The sequence below is a fragment of the Pseudomonas bananamidigenes genome (genome assembly GCF_001679645.1).
Taxonomy (GTDB): domain Bacteria; phylum Pseudomonadota; class Gammaproteobacteria; order Pseudomonadales; family Pseudomonadaceae; genus Aquipseudomonas; species Aquipseudomonas bananamidigenes.
In genome coordinates, this window is sequence record NZ_LRUN01000037.1 from 120,142 (window position 1) to 137,496 (window position 17,355).

Here is a 17,355-nt window from a genome sequence, read left to right on the forward strand (position 1 = left end):
CGGCCACCTCTAAACCTGTGGAGGCGGGCTTGCCCGCGATGCTTTTACTGGTTACGCAGACTTTCCAGCAGTTTGTGCGTCGGATAACCATCCGCCGGCCAGCCAAATGATTGCTGCGCACTGCGGATCGCCTTGCGCGTATTCGCGCCGATGATGCCGTCGGCGGTGCCCGCGTCGTAGTTGCGCGCTGTCAGCAGGTTCTGCAGCTCGATGCGCTCGGTACGACTCAGCGGCAGATCATCCTTCGGCCAGCTGCCGTTGATCAGGCCGGCACCGTTGAAGCGCTCGGACAACAGGCTGACGGCCAGGGCATAGGACGACGAGTTGTTGTACTTGAGGATCGCGCGGAAGTTGTCGAGGATCAGGAACGCCGGGCCACGATAGCCGGCCGGCAGCAGCAGGGCAGCCGACAACTGCTCGGAGCTGGCGGGTGCCTGGCCACCGTTTGGCAGGATCACACCCAGTTGACGCCATTCGGCGACGCTCTTGCGAATCGCTCCATCGGCCAGGGTGTAGTTGAAACCGCTCGGCAGCTGCACTTCGAAGCCCCATGGCTGGCCGCGTTGCCAGCCGGAACTTTGCAGGTAGTGCGCGGTGGATGCCAATGCGTCAGCCGGGCTGCCCCAGATATCGCGGCGACCATCACCGTCGAAGTCCACCGCGTGGGTATTGTAGGTGGTCGGGATGAACTGGGTCTGGCCCATGGCGCCGGCCCAGGAACCGAGCATTTTCTCAGGTGTGATATCGCCCTGTTGCAGGATCTGCAGGGCCGCGATCAGTTGCGCATGGGCAAAGGCCGGGCGGCGACCTTCGTAGGCCAGGGTCGCCAGGGAATTGATCACCGACTTGGTGCCCTGGAACTGGCCGAAATTGCTTTCCATGCCCCATACCGATACCAGCGCCTGACGATCGACACCATAGCGTTGCTCGATGCGTTGCAGGATATCGGCGTACTGGTTGATCAACGCCTGGCCTTTGCGCACTCGCAGTGGCGACAGGGCGCCATCGAGGTATTCCCATACCGGCCGGGCGAATTCCGGCTGGCTGCGATCGGCGCGAATCACACTCGCGTCAAAGCTGACATTGGCAAAGGCGCGATCGAACACGTCGGGGCGGATGCCGGCGGCCAGGGCGTCCTTGCGGAAACCTGCCTGCCACTCGGCGAACGTCTGGGTCGGTTGCAGGTCGAGGTCGTCACCCGATGGCACTACCGGCGGGACGATGGCAGGTGCCGTGGCAGCGGGGGCGGCCTGAAGCGGTTGCGCGTCGGCGGCGGTGGGTTTTTCCGCGCAGGCGACAAGCAGAATGAAACTTGTGGCAGCGATCAACTGGCGAACGGGCCAGCGACGGGAAAGACTGAGGGGCATGCACAGGTCCAGGGGAATACGAATCAGGTGCAGACCTTACCATGAGGAGGGGGTGCTGCGCTTCAAGCGGCCAGAAAACAAGAAGCCTCCCAGCTGTCAGACTGGAAGGCTTCGCGGCGGTAGCTGCCTTTACCCTTGGAGGGGCGTTCCTGGCGGCTGCGGAACAGGGGTTGGGCGATGATGGACTTGGCCTTGTTGTGGCCATGTTTTGATGGCTTCTTGCTCATGGGATTCTCGCGAGTGAGTGGGTTTTGCGCGGCAAATGATCTGCCGATGTGGGGCGTCTGTCCATAGGGCCGAAGGCGGCAGGTTCTGTAGGAAATGCGGGATCGCACACAGGGCGATCCCGAGTTTCATTCGGCGGGTAATGTCAGGCGTTGACCTGCCATCAACAACGCCAGTCGACTCAGGCTCATCCACGGCGAACCGGTCGCCTGGCCCTTGATCTGCGCATCGATGCGCTGGGCTTCGAGCAACAATTGCGCCCAGCGTGGCGCCGAGTAGCGTTGCAGGGCCTTGCTCATCAGCGGTTTGCGCTTGTCCCAGACCGGTGGTTTTGCCTGGCTGAAGCACTTGTCCAGCGGCGTGCCCTGGCTGTATTGCAGGGAAATGTTGGCCAGCAGGCGCAGCTCCCGGGCCAGGGCCCAGAGAATCACCGGCGGTTCGACCCCTTCACCGCGCAGCCCTTCGAGCATGCGCAGCGCGTGAGCCGGTTCGCCGTTGAGTACCGCGTCGGTCAGGCCGAACACATCGAAGCGCGCACTGTCGGCCACGGCCGCCTGCACGGTTTCGAGGGTGATCTGCCCGTCCTCGGCCATCAGCTTGAGCTTTTCGATTTCCTGCGCGGCAGCCAGCAGGTTGCCTTCGACCCGCGCGGCGATCAGTTCCACTGCATCCTGGGTGGCCGACAGTCCGGCCTGGGAAAGGCGCTGACGAATCCAACTCGGCAGCTGATTGGCATCCACCGGCCAGATCTGGATGAACTGGGTCTGCGGTCCTTCGATCAGTGCTTTGCCCCACTTGGTTTTTTGCGCACTGCCATCCAGCTTGGGCAGGCTGATCAGCAATACGGTGTCTTCAGCAGGACGCGAGCAGTACTCGATCAATGCGGCGGCGCCCTTGTCACCAGGCTTGCCCGAAGGCAGGCGCAGTTCCAGAAGGCGCTTTTCGGCGAACAGCGACATGCTGGCGCCGGCCAGCAGCAACGTTCCCCAATCGAAATTGGCGTCGGCGGCGAAGACTTGGCGTTCATCGAAACCTTGTTGACGGGCAGCGGACCGAATGGCGTCGGCCGCTTCCTGGCACAGCAGCGGGTCATCGCCGCTGATGATGTAGACCGGCGCGAGAACACCTTGCAGGTGTTTGCCGAGTTGGGCGGGAGCGAGCTTCATAAGAAAGGGCGAACGGGGCGCCTGAGCGCCCCGAACTTCTTATTGCTGCGGCAGTTCGAGCGGCGACTGCTGCGGCGTTTCCGCTTCAGCCTTCTGCGCCGCTTCCAGAGCGTCGGCTTCAGCCTTGGCCCGTGCATTGGCGGTTTGCTGCAAGGCATCGAGCTGAGCCGGCGTCAGTTGCTGCAGACGCAGCATCATTCGCTGGACCAGTTCGCGGCGGGTTTCACGGCGAGCATCGTTGGCTTCCTGATCGGAGCCCACCAGGTTGTTGCCGTCATGGATGAACACTTTTTGCACTTCAAGCTTGTCGCTTTTGAGCAGCAGGTTGTTTTCGCCACGGATGTCGTAATTGAGCACGGTGCTTACCTGATACTCGCCCGTACGGCCGGCACCGGCGTAGCTGAGAATGCGCTGGTTTTCCTGCTCATCGGCCAGGTACAGCTTGTATGGCGCACCGGAGACGATCCTGACGCCGCTGGCCTCCAGCAGTTGGCGCAGCTGCGTCACGGTTTCGCCGTAGGCGTTGCGGGCGCTCAGATCGAGCTCCTTGATCGTCAGTTCGGTGGTGCCGGTACCGCGCAGCTGGAAACCGCAGGCGCTCAACAGGACCGCGAGGCCCATCACCAGCAAGTTGCGTTTGATCATTGTGTTGCTCCCCTTGAAACCATGTGGGCCGGCTCTGCGGCCCGAAAGGTTTTACAGGGCGCCAGGCAAGCCCGGCGCCCGATCCAATTAGCTGGCGACGATATTGACCAGTTTCCCGGGCACTACGATCACTTTGCGGATAGTCAGGCCATCGACGAAGCGCAGCACGTTTTCGTTGGCACGGGCGGCGGCTTCGATTTCTTCACGGGTGGCGGCGGCCGGCATTTCGATCTGGCCGCGCAGTTTGCCGTTGACCTGGATGACCAGGGTCAGGCTGTCCTGCACCAGTGCGCTTTCGTCGACCACAGGCCAGCCGGCGTCGATCACCGGGTCAGCGTGGCCCAGGCGGTTCCACAGCTCATGGCTGATGTGCGGCGTGATCGGAGCCAGCAGCAGGGTCACGGCTTCCAGGCCCTCGTGGATCAGTGCGCGATCCTGCTCGGTGGCCTGGGCGGCTTTTTCCAGTACGTTCATCAGCGTCATCACCTGGGCGATGGCAGTGTTGAATTTGTGGTTCTGGCCGACGTCGTGGCTGGCCTGCTTGATGGCCTGGTGAGTCGCACGGCGAACGGCTTTCTGCTCGTCGCTCAGGCCGGCGATGTCCAGTTTGCCCGGCAGGCCCTGAATCACGTGCGCCTGTGCCAGACGCCAGACACGCTTGAGGAAGCGGTGCGCACCTTCGACGCCGGAGTCGGACCACGCCGCGCTCATGTCAGGTGGCGAGGCGAACATCATGAACAGACGGCAGGTGTCCGCGCCGAACTGGTCGATCATCGACTGCGGGTCGACGCCGTTGTTCTTCGACTTGGCCATCTTCTCGGTGCCGCCGATTTCCACCGGCAGGCCGTCGGTTTTCAGTCTGGCACTGGTCACGTTGCCTTTGCCGTCGCGTTCCAGATCCACGTCCGCCGGGTTGAACCAAGTGTAGGCGCCGTTGGCTTCGCGACGATAATAGGTCTCGGCGATCACCATGCCCTGGGTCAGCAGGTTCTTGAACGGCTCGTTGGAGCTCACCAGGCCTTCGTCGCGCATCAGCTTGTGGAAGAAGCGCGCATAAAGCAGGTGGAGAATGGCGTGTTCGATACCGCCGATGTACTGATCCACCGGCAACCAGTGGTCGGCCGCGGATTTTTCCACCAGGCCGCCTTCGAAGTGCGGCGAAGCGTAACGGGCGTAGTACCAGGACGACTCGACGAAAGTGTCCATGGTGTCGGTTTCACGTTTGGCAGGCTGGCCGCATTTCGGGCAGTTGCATTCGTAGAACTCGGGCATGCGCGCCAGCGGCGAACCGGCACCGTCCGGTACCACGTCTTCAGGCAACACGACCGGCAGCTGGTCTTCCGGCACCGGCACGTCACCGCAGGCATCGCAGTGGATGATCGGGATCGGGCAACCCCAGTAGCGCTGACGGCTGATGCCCCAGTCGCGCAGGCGGAACTGGGTGCGCGAGGCGCCGAGGTTTTTCTTGATCAGGGCGACTTCCATGGCGTCGAACGCGCCGGCGAAGTCCAGGCCGTCGAACTCGCCGGAGTTGATCAGCGTGCCATGTTCGCCGTAGGCGTCCTGCCATGGCGCAGGGTTGGTGTCACCGGAACTGGTGCGCACCACGGATTTGACCGGCAGGTTGTACTTGTGGGCGAATTCGAAATCGCGCTCGTCGTGAGCCGGCACAGCCATGACCGCGCCATCGCCGTAGTGCATCAGCACATAGTTGGCGACCCACACCGGCAGTTTTTCACCGGTCAGCGGGTGCTCGACGAACAGGCCGGTCGGCAGGCCTTTCTTCTCTTGAGTGGCGACGTCGGCTTCGGCGACGCTGCCGCCCTTGCATTCGGCGATGAACGCTTGCAGCTCGGGGTTGTTCTTCGCGGCGAGGGCGGCCAGGTGATGTTCGGCAGCCACGGCAACATACGTTGCGCCCATCAGGGTGTCCGGACGGGTGGTGAAGACTTTCAGGGTGCCGCTTTCGCCGATCGAGTCGACGTTGTACGGGAACTGCACTTCCATACCGCGGGACTTGCCGATCCAGTTGCGCTGCATGGTCTTGACCTGTTCCGGCCAGCCATCCAGTTCATCGAGACTCTCCAGCAGCTCATCCGCGTAGGCGGTGATCTTGAAGTAGTACATCGGGATTTCGCGCTTTTCGATCAGCGCGCCGGAGCGCCAGCCGCGACCGTCGATCACCTGCTCGTTGGCCAGAACGGTCTGGTCGATCGGGTCCCAGTTCACGGTACCGTTCTTGCGGTAGATCACACCCTTTTCGAACAGGCGGGTGAACAGCCATTGTTCCCAGCGGTAGTATTCCGGCTTGCAGGTGGTGACTTCGCGTGTCCAGTCCACCGCCAGGCCCAGGCTGCGCAGCTGGGATTTCATGTAGGCGATGTTTTCGTAGGTCCACTTGGCCGGGGCCACATTGTTCTTCATCGCGGCGTTTTCCGCCGGCATGCCGAAGGCGTCCCAACCCATCGGTTGCAGGACGTTCTTGCCCAGCATGCGCTGGTAGCGGGAGATCACGTCACCGATGGTGTAGTTGCGCACGTGCCCCATGTGTAGCTTGCCGCTGGGGTAAGGGAACATCGACAGGCAGTAGTAAGTCTCCTTGCCTGGCTGTTCACTGACTTCAAAGGACTTTTGCTCGTCCCAGAAAGACTGGGCGGCGGCTTCGATTTCACGGGGCTGATATTGTTCGTGCATGGCTACTTTTGTACTGGATAGGGGTGGCCTAATCCTCTTCAATGCGACATCCGGAGCGGGCCGGACGGGCTGGAAGTGGAGTTACAGGAAGCGCCGTAGCATACATGACCGCGCTTGGCCTAGGGAAACCCTGATTGCAGCCGTTTGACCCGCTGAAATCGTGGCGGGGGCCGTTGGTCGCGGCGCGCAGCCGGTTTGTGCAGCGAAGCTAAGCTCTAACTGGGGAGTGAGTCTTATCTTCAATGAGGTGAGGGATGGTGGAGTCACGGCAAAGAAACATAACCAAACCCGAGTTGTACGAGCGGTTGATCGATCGTCTGGGCATGGCCCTGGACGCTGCGAAAACCGCTGGACGGCTGCGCGACGAACGTCCCCTGGAGCTGGAATTGCGTGGCTTGAGCCCCGCCGAGTTCAATCTGGTCAAGGCCTATCTGGATCGCAGTGAGCGTGAATCCCACGGATACCTGTCACAGGCAGTGAAGCAACTCGATGCAGTCCACTCGGCCAAGGTCATCTGGCTCAAGGACAAGGCGCCCGGCAGAGACCCCGTCAAGGTCCGTACCCTGCAGGCCAAGTAAACCCGTGGCAGGTCAAAAAACGGATCTTTTTCAACGGGATCCGCACCTGCCGGTTGTCGCGCTGTATCAACCCACTTAGGCTTCGGGCATCTCTGGAGATGCCCGATGCCTTTTCGCTATTTCATTAAACAACTGTTGTTGCCGCCCGGCGTTCTCTTGCTGCTGTTGCTCGTCGCCTGGTGGTTGCGGCGTTCACGGCCGCGACTGGCCGGATTGTGTTTTGCCCTGGGTTTTGGCGGGTTCTGGCTGATGAGCCTGCCGGTGGTCGTGCAATGGGGCGCCAAGGCGCTGGAACGTGAGCCGCCACTGGCCCGGGAAGCGTGGACAAGCCTGGCGCAACGTGCCGATGCGATTGTGGTGCTGGGCTCCGGACGTGAGCGCGGTGATCTGGCCTGGGGTGAGGATCAGCCGACCGGCGTCGGGCTCGAACGGCAGCGTTATGCGGCACGCCTGGCCAAGGCTTCAGGACTGCCGGTGCTGACCAGCGGTGGTCTGCATTACGGAACACCGCCGACCGAAGCGAAACTGATGGCCGATTCGTTGCGCGATGATTTCGGTGTGACGGTGAAATGGCAGGAGGGTGAGAGCCGTACTACGTGGGAGAACGCCGAGTACAGCGCCAGAGTGCTGTTGCCGGAAGGGGTCAAACGTATCGTGCTGGTGACCCAGGCCTGGCACATGCCGCGTGCCGTGTGGAGTTATCAACAGGCCGGATTCGAAGTGGTGCCGGCACCGGTCGGCTTCCTCGGTACGGACAATGCCAGGCCGTTCGGCGGCTGGCTGCCGGAGTTCAAGTCGATCTGGCAGAGCGGGCAGTTGATGAACGAGGCGGTGGGGCAGGTCGGCTATTCGTTGTTCTACCGTTGAACAGACTTGTGGCGAGGGCGGTTGCTTCCGCTGCTCTGACGACTGCTGCGCAGCCGAGCGGGAGTAAGCTCCCTCGCCACAGCGACCGGTGTTGCTTCAGAGGGTCTTGGAGATCCGGTTGGTCATCAGCGCCCAGCCAAACAGCACCACGCACAGGATGATCAGCGGCCAAGAGCGCCATTGCAGATACGGCGTCAGGTCGTGCATCGGCACCACTTCGCCGTACAGCACGCCTTGCTCGAACTGCGGAATGCGTTCGGTGATCTGGCCGAACGGGTTGATCAGGCCGGTCACGCCGTTGTTGGTGGCGCGAATCATCCAGCGCCCGGCTTCAAGCGCACGCATCTGTGCCATTTGCAGGTGTTGCAAAGGCCCGATGGAGGTGCCGAACCAGGTGTCGTTGCTGATGGTCAGCAGCAGGTCGCTGTGTGCGGCCAGGCCTGCTGCGAACTCCGGATACACCACTTCATAGCAGATGAACGGCGCAATCTGATAACCCTTGGCCTGCAACAGCGGCTGTTCGGCCGGTCCGCGGGCGAAATCGGACATCGGCAGATCGAAGAACGCGATCAGCCCGCGCAACAGATCCTGCAGCGGTACGTATTCGCCGAACGGCACCAGTTTCTGTTTCAGATAGGTGCCATCACCTTCGCCGACCACGGTGATGCCGTTGAAGAAGCGCTTTTCGTGGCGAACGGTCTGGCGGATCGGCACGCCGGTGATCAGTGCCGACTTACGCTCGGCGGCAAAGGTGCCCATCATGTTCAGGTAGCCCTCGGCGGACTCCTTGAGCACCGGGACGGCGGTTTCCGGCCAGATCAGCAAGTCCACTGGCTTGGAGCGGAAACTCAGGTCACGGTACAGCGCCAGTTGCGCGTTGAGCTGCGCCGGGTCCCATTTCATGCTTTGCTCGACGTTGCCTTGGATGGCGGCAACGGTCAGTGGTGCGCCGGAAGGGCTGGTCCAGGCATGGCCCTTCAAGGCGATGCCCGCCGCCCAAGGGCCGACCAACAACACCAGACCAGCGGCGATAAAGCCTTTACGACCGGACTGCAGCAGCCGCGGTGCGTTGTAGATCAGCGCAGCGGTCAGCGCCAGGACGAACGACACCAGCCACATGCCGCCCACCGGCGCGAGGCCGGCCAGCGGGCCATCGAGCTGGCTGTAACCGGAATACAGCCACGGGAAACCGGTGAGGAACCAGCCACGAAAAGCTTCCTGGCCGACCCACAACGCCGCGAAGGCCAAGGCATCGGCCAGCGGCGCCTCGTTGCGACGCAACCAGCGCGCCCACAGCCATGCGGGCAGGGCGAAGAACCAGGCAATGGCCGCCGTGAAGATCAGCATCAGGAACCCGGCCAGCAGCACCGAAGCGCCGCCGAAGTGGTGGATGCTGTAGTAGATCCAGCTGGTGCCGGCGCCGAACAGACCGAAACCGAAGCACCAGCCACGGCCCAGGGCCTGGCGCGGGCTCAGCTCGCGCAGGCCGGCATAGAACAGACCGACCGCCAGCAATGCAAGCGGCCAGAGATCGAACGGCGCGAGAGCGAAGGTGGTGATTGCGCCGGCCGCCACGGCCAGCAGGTTACCGGGCCAGCCGGGGCGGGTTGTCCAGCGCAGGGGGTATGTCATCAGCTATTTCCTGTATCGCGCCGGGTCTGCTGTTACGCAGGGCAAGGCGCGAGGAGTGAAGTTTGGTTTTTCAAATGAACGACGAGTAACGCAGCCCTGCGTAACAGCAGGCCCGGCCCTGCGGGTTACGCCTGAAAGCGGGCCATGCTGCGTTGCAGTCCTTGGAAAGGGAATGCCATTCCCTGCGGACTGCGCCTTGCCTGGCCCGCTTTCAGGCGTAACGCGATGCAGGAAATAGCTGATGACATACCCCAGTCCTTAATGTTTACCGGAATGTTTACCGGGCGATTGGCGTCAGTCGCAGCAAGTGAATCCGACGGCTGTCGGCGTTCAGGATGCGGAAACGATAGGCGCCGATTTCAGTGATTTCGTTGCGTTTTGGCAAGTGCCCGAACGCGCTCATCACCAGCCCGCCGACGGTGTCGAACTCGTCGTCGGAGAATTCGCTGTCGAAGAACTCGTTGAAGTTCTCGATCGGCGTCAGGGCCTTGATCAGGAAATCACCGCTGGGCAGCGGCTTGATGTAGCTGTCCTCTTCGACGTCGTGCTCGTCTTCGATGTCGCCGACGATTTGCTCGAGCACGTCTTCGATGGTCACCAGACCGGCCACGCCGCCATATTCGTCGATGACGATGGCCATGTGGTTATGGTTGGCGCGGAATTCACGCAGCAACACGTTCAGACGCTTGGACTCCGGCACGAACGTGGCCGGGCGCAGCAGGTCCTTGATGTTGAAGCTGTCGCCGTTCTCCTTGAGGATCAGCGGCAGCAGATCCTTGGCCAGCAGCACGCCCATCACGTCGTCATGGCTTTCGCCGATGACCGGGTAGCGCGAGTGGGCCGAATCGACCACGGCGGGGAGGAATTCACGGGGTGTCTGGGTCGCCTTGATGCTGATCATCTGCGAGCGCGGCACCATGATGTCGCGCACCTGCAGGTCAGCCACCTGGATGGCGCCTTCGACGATGGCCAGCGCTTCGCTGTCCAGCAGTTTGTTCTGATGTGCATCGCGCAGCAGCTCCAGCAGCTCCTGGCGGTTCTTCGGCTCGTGGGCAAAAGCCTGGGTCAGTTTACCCAGCCAGGACTTCTGCCCGTTGCTCGATCGATCTTCGCTCATAGCGATTACTCTGAATCCTTTGTTGTAACGATAGGGGATGTTTCGGTTTCGTCGTCCGCGTACGGATCGGGATAACCCAGTTCGGCAAGCAACTCGCGTTCCAGTGCTTCCATTTCCTCGGCTTCCTCGTCCTCTATATGGTCGTAACCAAGCAGATGCAAGCAGCCGTGAATGACCAGATGTGCCCAATGGGCGTCAAGTGCCTTGCCCTGTTCGGCCGCTTCGCGCTCGACCACGGCCACGCAGATCACCAGATCGCCCAGCAACGGGATGTCGAGAAACTCGTCAGGCACTTCGGCGGGAAAGGACAGGACGTTGGTCGCGTAATCCTTGTGGCGCCAGGTGTGATTCAGTTCGCGGCCTTCTTCTTCGTCGACCAGACGAATGGTCATTTCCGAGTCGGCGGTGCGCTGGCGCAGGGCCAGTTCGCACCATCGGCGAAATTCGGCTTCGGTCGGCGCCGACGCTTCGGTCGCGATTTGCAGGTCAAGCTCAAGCATCGTGGCGAGTGTCCTTTGGCGCTGTATCAACTGCACGCGTCTCGAAGCGCTCGTAGGCTTCGACAATGCGCTGCACCAATGGATGGCGCACCACGTCCTTGGGCTGGAAGTGGGTGAAGCTGATGCCCGGCACATCCTTCAGGACTTCGATCACGTGATGAAGGCCGGACTTGGTGCCGCGCGGCAGGTCGACCTGAGTGATGTCGCCCGTGATCACCGCCGTGGAGCCGAAACCGATCCGGGTCAGGAACATCTTCATCTGCTCGATGGTGGTGTTCTGGCTCTCGTCGAGAATGATGAAGCTGTTGTTCAGTGTACGACCGCGCATGTAGGCCAGCGGCGCGACTTCGATCACCTGGCGTTCGATCAGCTTGGCCACGTATTCGAAGCCGAGCATCTCGTAAAGCGCATCGTAGAGTGGTCGCAGGTACGGGTCGATCTTCTGCGACAGGTCGCCGGGCAGGAAGCCGAGTTTCTCACCCGCTTCGACCGCCGGACGCACCAGCAGGATGCGGCGGATCTGCTCGCGCTCCAGAGCGTCCACGGCGCAGGCCACGGCCAGATAAGTCTTGCCGGTACCGGCCGGGCCGATGCCGAAGTTGATGTCGTTGCCGAGGATTTCCTTCACATAGCGCAGCTGATTCAGGCCGCGGGGGCGAATCATGCCTTTCTTGGTGCGCAGGGCGACGGAAGCTTCGGCGGGAGCGTGGTTGTCCAGTTGCTCGACGGCCGACTCCTGGAGGAACAGGTGAACCGTATCCGGCGACAGCTCTGAACCCTTGGTTTCCCGGTACAGGCGGCGAATCAGGTTTTCCGCGGAAGTGGTGTGTTTGGGTTCGCCGATCAGCTCGAACTGATTGCCGCGATTGCGGATCTCGATGGCCAGGCGCTGTTCGATCAGGCGCAGGTGCTCGTCGAACTGCCCGCACAGGTTGGCGAAGCGGCGAGCCTCAAAAGGCTCGAGGATGAAACGATGAGGTTCTATGGGTGCGTTCAAGGTCGTATTTAGCCGCCCTGGGGCAATTGGGATGAAATCAAGGATAACGCCAGTGGCGTGGGTGCGAAAGCTCTTAAAAAGCCTGGCACCGATTCAGCCCTCTGGCGCGGTCTCCTTGCGGTGTTACTGGATCAGCGAGCCGCGCAGCGAGTGCGGTTGTGCCGAATCGATGTGCACGTCGGCAAACTGTCCGATCAGGGTCGGATTGTCGCAGCGGAAGTTGACGATACGATTATTCTCGGTACGCCCTTGCAGCTCGCCGGGGTCTTTCTTCGAATAGTCGGTCACCAGAATCCGCTGGATCGAGCCGACCATTTGTCGGCTGATCTCGAAGCCTTGCTGATTCAAGCGGTGCTGCAAGGCGTTCAAGCGTTCTTTCTTCAGTTCTTCCGGGGTGTCGTCGGCCAGGTCGGCAGCCGGGGTGCCAGGGCGCTGGCTGTAGACAAACGAGTAGGAAAAGTCGAAACCGACGTCCGCAATCAGCTTCATGGTCTGTTCGAAGTCTTTTTCGGTTTCCCCCGGGAAGCCGACAATGAAGTCCGAGCTGATGCAGATGCCCGGTACGGCGGCACGCAGTTTGCGCAGCTTGGACTTGTACTCCAGTGCCGTGTGGTTGCGTTTCATCGCCGCCAGGATCCGGTCCGAACCGGATTGCACCGGCAAGTGCAGGTGCTTGACCAGCTCCGGAACCTCGGCGTGAGCCTGGATCAGACTGTCGGAGAACTCCAGCGGGTGCGAGGTGGTGTAGCGGATGCGGTCGATGCCGTCGACAGCGGCCACGACGCGGATCAGTTCGGCCAGGTCCGCCAGGCGCCCGTCGTGGGTCAGGCCGCGATAGCCGTTGACGTTCTGCCCCAGCAGGGTCACTTCACGCACGCCGTTCTCGGCCAGATGAATGATTTCGGCGATCACGTCGTCGAAGGGCCGGCTGACTTCTTCGCCGCGGGTGTAAGGCACCACGCAGAACGTGCAGTACTTGCTGCAGCCTTCCATTACCGAGACGTAGGCGCTCGGGCCGTCGATGCGCGGCTCGGGCAGGTGGTCGAACTTTTCGATTTCCGGGAACGAGACGTCGACTTGCGGCAGCTTGCTGATGCGCGCAGCGTCGATCATTTCCGGCAGACGGTGCAGGGTCTGCGGGCCAAACACCACGTCGACGTACGGGGCGCGATCACGGATCGCCGCGCCTTCCTGGCTGGCCACGCAACCGCCGACGGCGATCACCATCTCCGGGTTGGCCAGTTTCAGTTCGCGCCAGCGGCCGAGCTGGGAATACACCCGGTCCTGGGCGCGTTCGCGGATCGAACAGGTGTTGAGCAGAATCACGTCGGCGTCTTCGGCGCGCGCGGTGACTTCCAGGGCCTGGTGTTCGCCCAGCAGATCGACCATGCGCGAGCTGTCGTACTCGTTCATCTGGCAACCGTGGGTTTCGATATAAAGCTTCTTGGCCATGGAATAGGGTCGTCACGTGGTTCAAAGAACCGCGCATTATAGGGAACATGTCCCCAGGTTCCTACCGTTGCGCGTCCGGCGGCTATGCTATAGTTCGCGCCCTCATTTTTACCCCGATGTGTTGTCCGCCCACCATGACCAAACGCGAAGCTCCAATCTACAAGGTGATTTTCCTCAACCAGGGCCAGGTGTTCGAAATGTACGCCAAGCAGATCTATCAAAGTGACCTGTGGGGCTTTCTGGAAGTGGAAGAGTTCGTCTTTGGCGAGCGCACTCAGGTGGTCGTCGACCCGAGCGAAGAGAAGCTCAAGGCTCAGTTCGAAGGCGTGGTGCGCAGCTTTGTGCCGATGCATTCGATCGTGCGCATCGACGAAGTGGAGCGTCTCGGTACGCCGAAAATCAGCGAGGCCCGCGGCGGTGTTGGCAATGTGATGCCGTTCCCGGTGCCGATGCCCGAGAAGTAAGCGGGGCGGGAAAGGCGTTAAGGCAGGGGCGAGAACGGCGTACGTCCGTCGGCGCTCTGCAGTTCCATCAGGTATTTACGGAAAATTTGCCCCAGGACCTGGGTTGCGGTCTCGAGATCTTCCCGGGACATCTTTTCAGAGACTTCGTCAGCGGTGTCGAGCGCATCTTCGGCGCCGTTGACCGCGGCCATCTTCAGCACGATGTAAGCCTGAATGTTGTTGGCCTGCACGCCTTCACCGTGGAAGAACATGGTGCCGAGCTTGAATTGCGCCTGGGCGTGGCCTTGCAGCGAGGCCTTTTCGAAATAGCTCAGGGCTTGATTGAGGTCGTGCGGCGCATTCTTGCCGTCGTAGTAAAACTCACCCAACTCGTATTGCGCTTGCGCATCCCCTTCATCCGCTGCCTTTTGGCAGGCGGCGAGGGCCTGCGTGACATCTTGCGGCTGAGTATTGAGGGTGCAGCGACCCATCGCCGGGATCAACAACGAGTTGCCGCCTGCCTGTGCATGTGCGAGCAGCGGCTGAAGGAGCAACAGGCAGCCCAAGGCAAGGGTGCGGCCGGTGCGGTTCATGGGAATCGACTTACCTCTGAAGGGCGCGCGGACCCGTCGAGGGATCCAATAAGCGCGCATTATGAAATAAGCAGGGGCCACCTTACAAAGTCTTTACTCGATTTTCTGCTGTGTGGGGCATGGATCACCCGGTTTGCGGGAGGTTTTTGGCAGAAGCGTCGGAGAAAACGCTGGAATGTAGGTGAAAGCTGACGCTGGCAATGGCCAACGTCAGCGATCCAGCCATTACTTCAGTTTGGCGAAGGCGCGCTCGGCAGCGTCGAGGGTCAGTTTCAACTCCGCTTCGCCGTGGGCGATCGAGGTGAAACCGGCTTCGAATGCGCTCGGAGCGAGGTACACGCCACCTTCGAGCATCAGGTGGAAGAAACGGCCGAACAGGGCTGCATCGCTGGCCATCACGTCTTCAAAAGTAACGATGTCATCAGCGCCGCTGAAGTACAGACCGAACATGCCGCCGGCCTGGGTGGTCACGAACGGAATGCCCGCCGCGTCGGCGCGCTGTTGCAGGCCGTCGAGCAGGCGAGTGGTGTAGTCGGTCAGCTCGGCGTGGAAACCCGGACGGCTGATCAGGCGCAGGGTGGTCAGGCCGGCGGCCATCGCCAGCGGGTTGCCCGACAGCGTGCCCGCCTGATAGACCGGGCCCAGTGGCGCGATGCGCTCCATGATCGAACGCTTGCCGCCGAAGCAGCCGACCGGCATGCCGCCGCCGATGATCTTGCCGAAGGTGGTCAGGTCCGGAGTCACGCCGTAGTGAGCCTGGGCGCCGCCGAGGGCGACGCGGAAACCGGTCATCACTTCGTCGAAAATCAGCACCACGCCGTGTTTGTCGCACAGCGAGCGCAGGCCTTCGAGGAAACCCGGCGCCGGCGGCACACAGTTCATGTTGCCGGCCACCGGCTCGACGATGATGCACGCCACGTCCTGGCCGACTTCGGCGAGCATCTTCTCAACCGCGTCGATGTCGTTGAACGGCAGGGTCAGGGTGTGTTTGGCGAACGCGGCCGGTACACCAGCCGAGCTAGGCACGCCCTGGGTCAGGGCACCGGAACCGGCCTTGACCAGCAGGCTGTCGGAGTGACCGTGGTAGCAGCCTTCGAACTTGATGATGCTGTCACGGCCGGTGAAGCCACGGGCCAGACGGATGGCGCTCATGGTGGCTTCGGTGCCGGAGCTGACCATGCGCACCATCTCCATCGACGGCACCAGTGAGCAGACCAGATCGGCCATCTCGGTTTCCATCGCGGTCGCGCGCCGTAGGACAGGCCGTGCTGCAGCTGGTCACGCACGGCGTCCAGCACCTCGGGATGGCTGTGGCCCAGGATCATCGGGCCCCAGGAGCCGACGTAATCCACGTAGTGCTTGTTGTCTTCGTCGGTGACATAGGCGCCTTCGGCGTGCTTGAAGAACAGCGGAGTGCCGCCAACGCTCCTGAACGCGCGAACCGGCGAGTTCACGCCACCGGGAATGTGTTTCTGGGCATTGGCAAACAGGGTTTCGGAACGGGACATGATCGGGCTCTCAGACTTTTAGTAATTCGTTGAATGCGCGGGCACGGCGGGTGACTTCAGCGGTGCTGTCGGCGCCGAACAGGCCATGGACCACGGCCAGCAGATCGACGCCGTGGGCCACCAGCGGCGCGGCGTTGTCGAGGGTGATGCCGCCAATCGCGCAGATCGGCAGGTGCAGCGTCTGGCGGGCCTGATCGAGCAGGTCCAGGCTGCAGGTCGGTGCGCCGGGTTTGGTATTGGAATTGAAGAAGCGACCGAAGGCGACGTAGCTCGCGCCTTCTTTGACAGCCTGTTCGGCCAGTTCAAGCCGGGCGTGGCAGGTCGAACCGATGATCGCTTTCGACCCGAGCAGGGCGCGGGTCGGTGAGAGCGGGCCGTCGGTCTGGCCCAGGTGTACGCCGACGTTCAGGCGCGCGGCCAGTTCGGCGTCATCGTTGATGATCAACCGGGTCTTGTAGCGCTCGCACAGATCACGCAAGGCCTCGGCCTCACGCAGGCGGCGGGCTTCGTCGCTGCTCTTGTCGCGGTACTGCAGCAGGGTGACGCCGCCTTCCAGCGCGGCCTCCACATACGGCAGGAACTTGCCGGCCAGCAACGGACCGTCGGTAATGGCGTACAGGCCACGTAGTTTCATCAGGCACACCTCACGACATTACGAGCAGAAATCCAGCGGCAGGCGACGCGGCACGAACTGGCCTTTGCCCAGTCGTTCGGCATCGCGCAGGGTGCGCCAGGTGTAATCCAGCGCGGTACGCACGGCGCTGGCGAGATTGTCACCCTGAGCCAGTCGACCGGCGAGGGTGCTGGCGAGGGTGCAGCCGGAGCCGTGATAGCTGCCCGGCAGACGCTGGCATTTGAAGGTTTCGCGCAGGCCGTCCCGGCTGTACAGGCGATTGTGGATTTCGGTTTCGTCGCCGTGGCCGCCGGTGATCAGCAGGTTCTTGATGAACGGCAACAGTTTTTCAGCGCACTCGTCTGCGGTGCCTTCCGGCAGTTCGGCGAGGATCCGGGCTTCGGGAAGGTTGGGGGTGGCGATGATCGACAGCGGCAGCAGGCGTTCGCGCATGGCGTAGCCGACCTCGTCCTTGCCCAGACGTCCGCCGCCGCCGGCGCGCAGCACCGGGTCGCAGACCACTGGCAAGTGCGGGTGCGCCTGGAGCAGCTCGACAACGGTGTCGACCATTTCCAGGGAACCGAGCATGCCCAGCTTCACAGCCGCAACGTCGGAGTCGTTGAGCACGGCATTGGCCTGGGCCAGTACCCACTCACGGTCCAGGACGCGAAAGTCAGTGACGTTGACGGTGTCTTGCACGGTCAGGGCGGTGACGGCCGGAGCCGCATGGCAACCCTGGGCGAGCAGGGCTTCGATATCTGCCTGCAGGCCGGCGCCACCACTGGGGTCGTGGCCGGAGAGACAGAGGACAACGGGGCGTGAGCTGTAGATATTCATGGTGCGCGAGCTTACCACCAAACCTGTTTTTCGGGTGTTGTGGCGCAGCCCTTGGCCGATAACCCGGATATCCGGAGCCCAGCGGCATCCTGCAACCGACCGATTCGACAGCTCTAGCTCG

Annotated in this window: 16 protein-coding genes and 1 pseudogene; 3 read left to right on the forward strand and 14 right to left on the reverse strand. The window is 62.1% G+C overall.

The window, feature by feature from the left end; genetic code table 11:
• Positions 1-44: 44 nt before the first annotated feature.
• The 5 genes from BBF94_RS14035 to leuS form a co-directional block, all read right to left on the reverse strand.
• Positions 45-1,367 carry a lytic murein transglycosylase gene (locus tag BBF94_RS14035; protein WP_065259595.1) on the reverse strand — a complete coding sequence of 441 codons (1,323 nt, stop codon included), beginning with the start codon at positions 1,365-1,367 and terminating at the stop codon, positions 45-47.
• 62 nt (positions 1,368-1,429) lie between these two features.
• Positions 1,430-1,594 carry an alternative ribosome rescue factor ArfA gene (gene arfA, locus BBF94_RS14040; RefSeq protein ID WP_065259596.1) on the reverse strand — a complete coding sequence of 55 codons (165 nt, stop codon included), beginning with the start codon at positions 1,592-1,594 and terminating at the stop codon, positions 1,430-1,432.
• A 126-nt stretch (positions 1,595-1,720) separates the two neighbouring features.
• A complete protein-coding gene (gene holA / locus BBF94_RS14045) occupies positions 1,721-2,758 on the reverse strand; it encodes a DNA polymerase III subunit delta (RefSeq protein WP_065259597.1) in 1,038 nt (345 codons plus the stop codon).
• A gap of 39 nt (positions 2,759-2,797) precedes the next feature.
• Entirely contained in the window at positions 2,798-3,403 is a 606-nt protein-coding gene (locus BBF94_RS14050) for an LPS-assembly lipoprotein LptE (RefSeq protein WP_065259598.1), read from the reverse strand.
• 87 nt (positions 3,404-3,490) lie between these two features.
• The gene (gene leuS / locus BBF94_RS14055; RefSeq protein WP_065259599.1) at positions 3,491-6,097 is read right to left on the reverse strand and encodes a leucine--tRNA ligase; all 2,607 of its coding nucleotides are present in this window, start codon (positions 6,095-6,097) and stop codon (positions 3,491-3,493) included.
• Positions 6,098-6,351: 254 nt separating this feature from the next.
• Here leuS and BBF94_RS14060 point away from each other — a divergent pair, with 254 nt between their 5' ends.
• Both BBF94_RS14060 and BBF94_RS14065 read left to right on the forward strand, forming a co-directional pair.
• A complete protein-coding gene (locus BBF94_RS14060) occupies positions 6,352-6,675 on the forward strand; it encodes a hypothetical protein (protein ID WP_065259600.1) in 324 nt (107 codons plus the stop codon).
• 105 nt (positions 6,676-6,780) lie between these two features.
• A complete protein-coding gene (locus BBF94_RS14065; protein WP_065259601.1) occupies positions 6,781-7,542 on the forward strand; it encodes a YdcF family protein in 762 nt (253 codons plus the stop codon).
• Between the two features lie 96 nt (positions 7,543-7,638).
• Here BBF94_RS14065 and lnt read toward each other — a convergent pair whose 3' ends face one another.
• The 5 genes from lnt to miaB all read right to left on the reverse strand — a co-directional run bounded on the left by lnt (position 7,639) and on the right by miaB (position 13,240).
• A complete protein-coding gene (lnt, locus tag BBF94_RS14070) occupies positions 7,639-9,162 on the reverse strand; it encodes an apolipoprotein N-acyltransferase (protein WP_065259628.1) in 1,524 nt (507 codons plus the stop codon).
• 289 nt (positions 9,163-9,451) lie between these two features.
• Positions 9,452-10,291, reverse strand: a complete 840-nt coding sequence (locus BBF94_RS14075; RefSeq protein ID WP_007909641.1) for an HlyC/CorC family transporter — start codon at positions 10,289-10,291, stop codon at positions 9,452-9,454.
• Between the two features lie 5 nt (positions 10,292-10,296).
• Positions 10,297-10,791, reverse strand: coding sequence for an rRNA maturation RNase YbeY (ybeY, locus tag BBF94_RS14080; protein ID WP_065259602.1), 495 nt, complete (start codon positions 10,789-10,791; stop codon positions 10,297-10,299).
• Positions 10,784-11,788 carry a PhoH family protein gene (locus tag BBF94_RS14085; protein WP_065259603.1) on the reverse strand — a complete coding sequence of 335 codons (1,005 nt, stop codon included), beginning with the start codon at positions 11,786-11,788 and terminating at the stop codon, positions 10,784-10,786. Before BBF94_RS14085 ends, ybeY begins: the two co-directional genes overlap by 8 nt.
• Before the next feature lie 123 nt (positions 11,789-11,911).
• Positions 11,912-13,240 (reverse strand): tRNA (N6-isopentenyl adenosine(37)-C2)-methylthiotransferase MiaB, encoded by a 1,329-nt coding sequence (gene miaB / locus BBF94_RS14090; RefSeq protein WP_065259604.1) that lies wholly within the window; start codon positions 13,238-13,240, stop codon positions 11,912-11,914.
• Between the two features lie 134 nt (positions 13,241-13,374).
• Between miaB and BBF94_RS14095 the strand changes: the two genes are divergently transcribed.
• Complete coding sequence (locus tag BBF94_RS14095) at positions 13,375-13,704, forward strand: DUF1820 family protein (RefSeq protein WP_007958692.1); 330 nt, start codon at positions 13,375-13,377, stop codon at positions 13,702-13,704.
• A gap of 17 nt (positions 13,705-13,721) precedes the next feature.
• On the opposite strand, the gene BBF94_RS14100 is transcribed toward BBF94_RS14095, so the two are convergent.
• From BBF94_RS14100 to BBF94_RS14115, 4 genes and pseudogenes are all read right to left on the reverse strand, one after another.
• On the reverse strand, positions 13,722-14,276 hold the full coding sequence (locus BBF94_RS14100) for a tetratricopeptide repeat protein (RefSeq protein ID WP_065259605.1): 555 nt from the start codon (positions 14,274-14,276) through the stop codon (positions 13,722-13,724).
• A gap of 225 nt (positions 14,277-14,501) precedes the next feature.
• Positions 14,502-15,784 (reverse strand): annotated as a pseudogene (gene hemL / locus BBF94_RS14105) (glutamate-1-semialdehyde 2,1-aminomutase).
• Positions 15,785-15,794: 10 nt separating this feature from the next.
• Entirely contained in the window at positions 15,795-16,418 is a 624-nt protein-coding gene (gene thiE, locus BBF94_RS14110) for a thiamine phosphate synthase (RefSeq protein WP_065259606.1), read from the reverse strand.
• A gap of 18 nt (positions 16,419-16,436) precedes the next feature.
• On the reverse strand, positions 16,437-17,234 hold the full coding sequence (locus BBF94_RS14115; RefSeq protein WP_065259607.1) for a hydroxymethylpyrimidine/phosphomethylpyrimidine kinase: 798 nt from the start codon (positions 17,232-17,234) through the stop codon (positions 16,437-16,439).
• Positions 17,235-17,355: the final 121 nt, after the last annotated feature.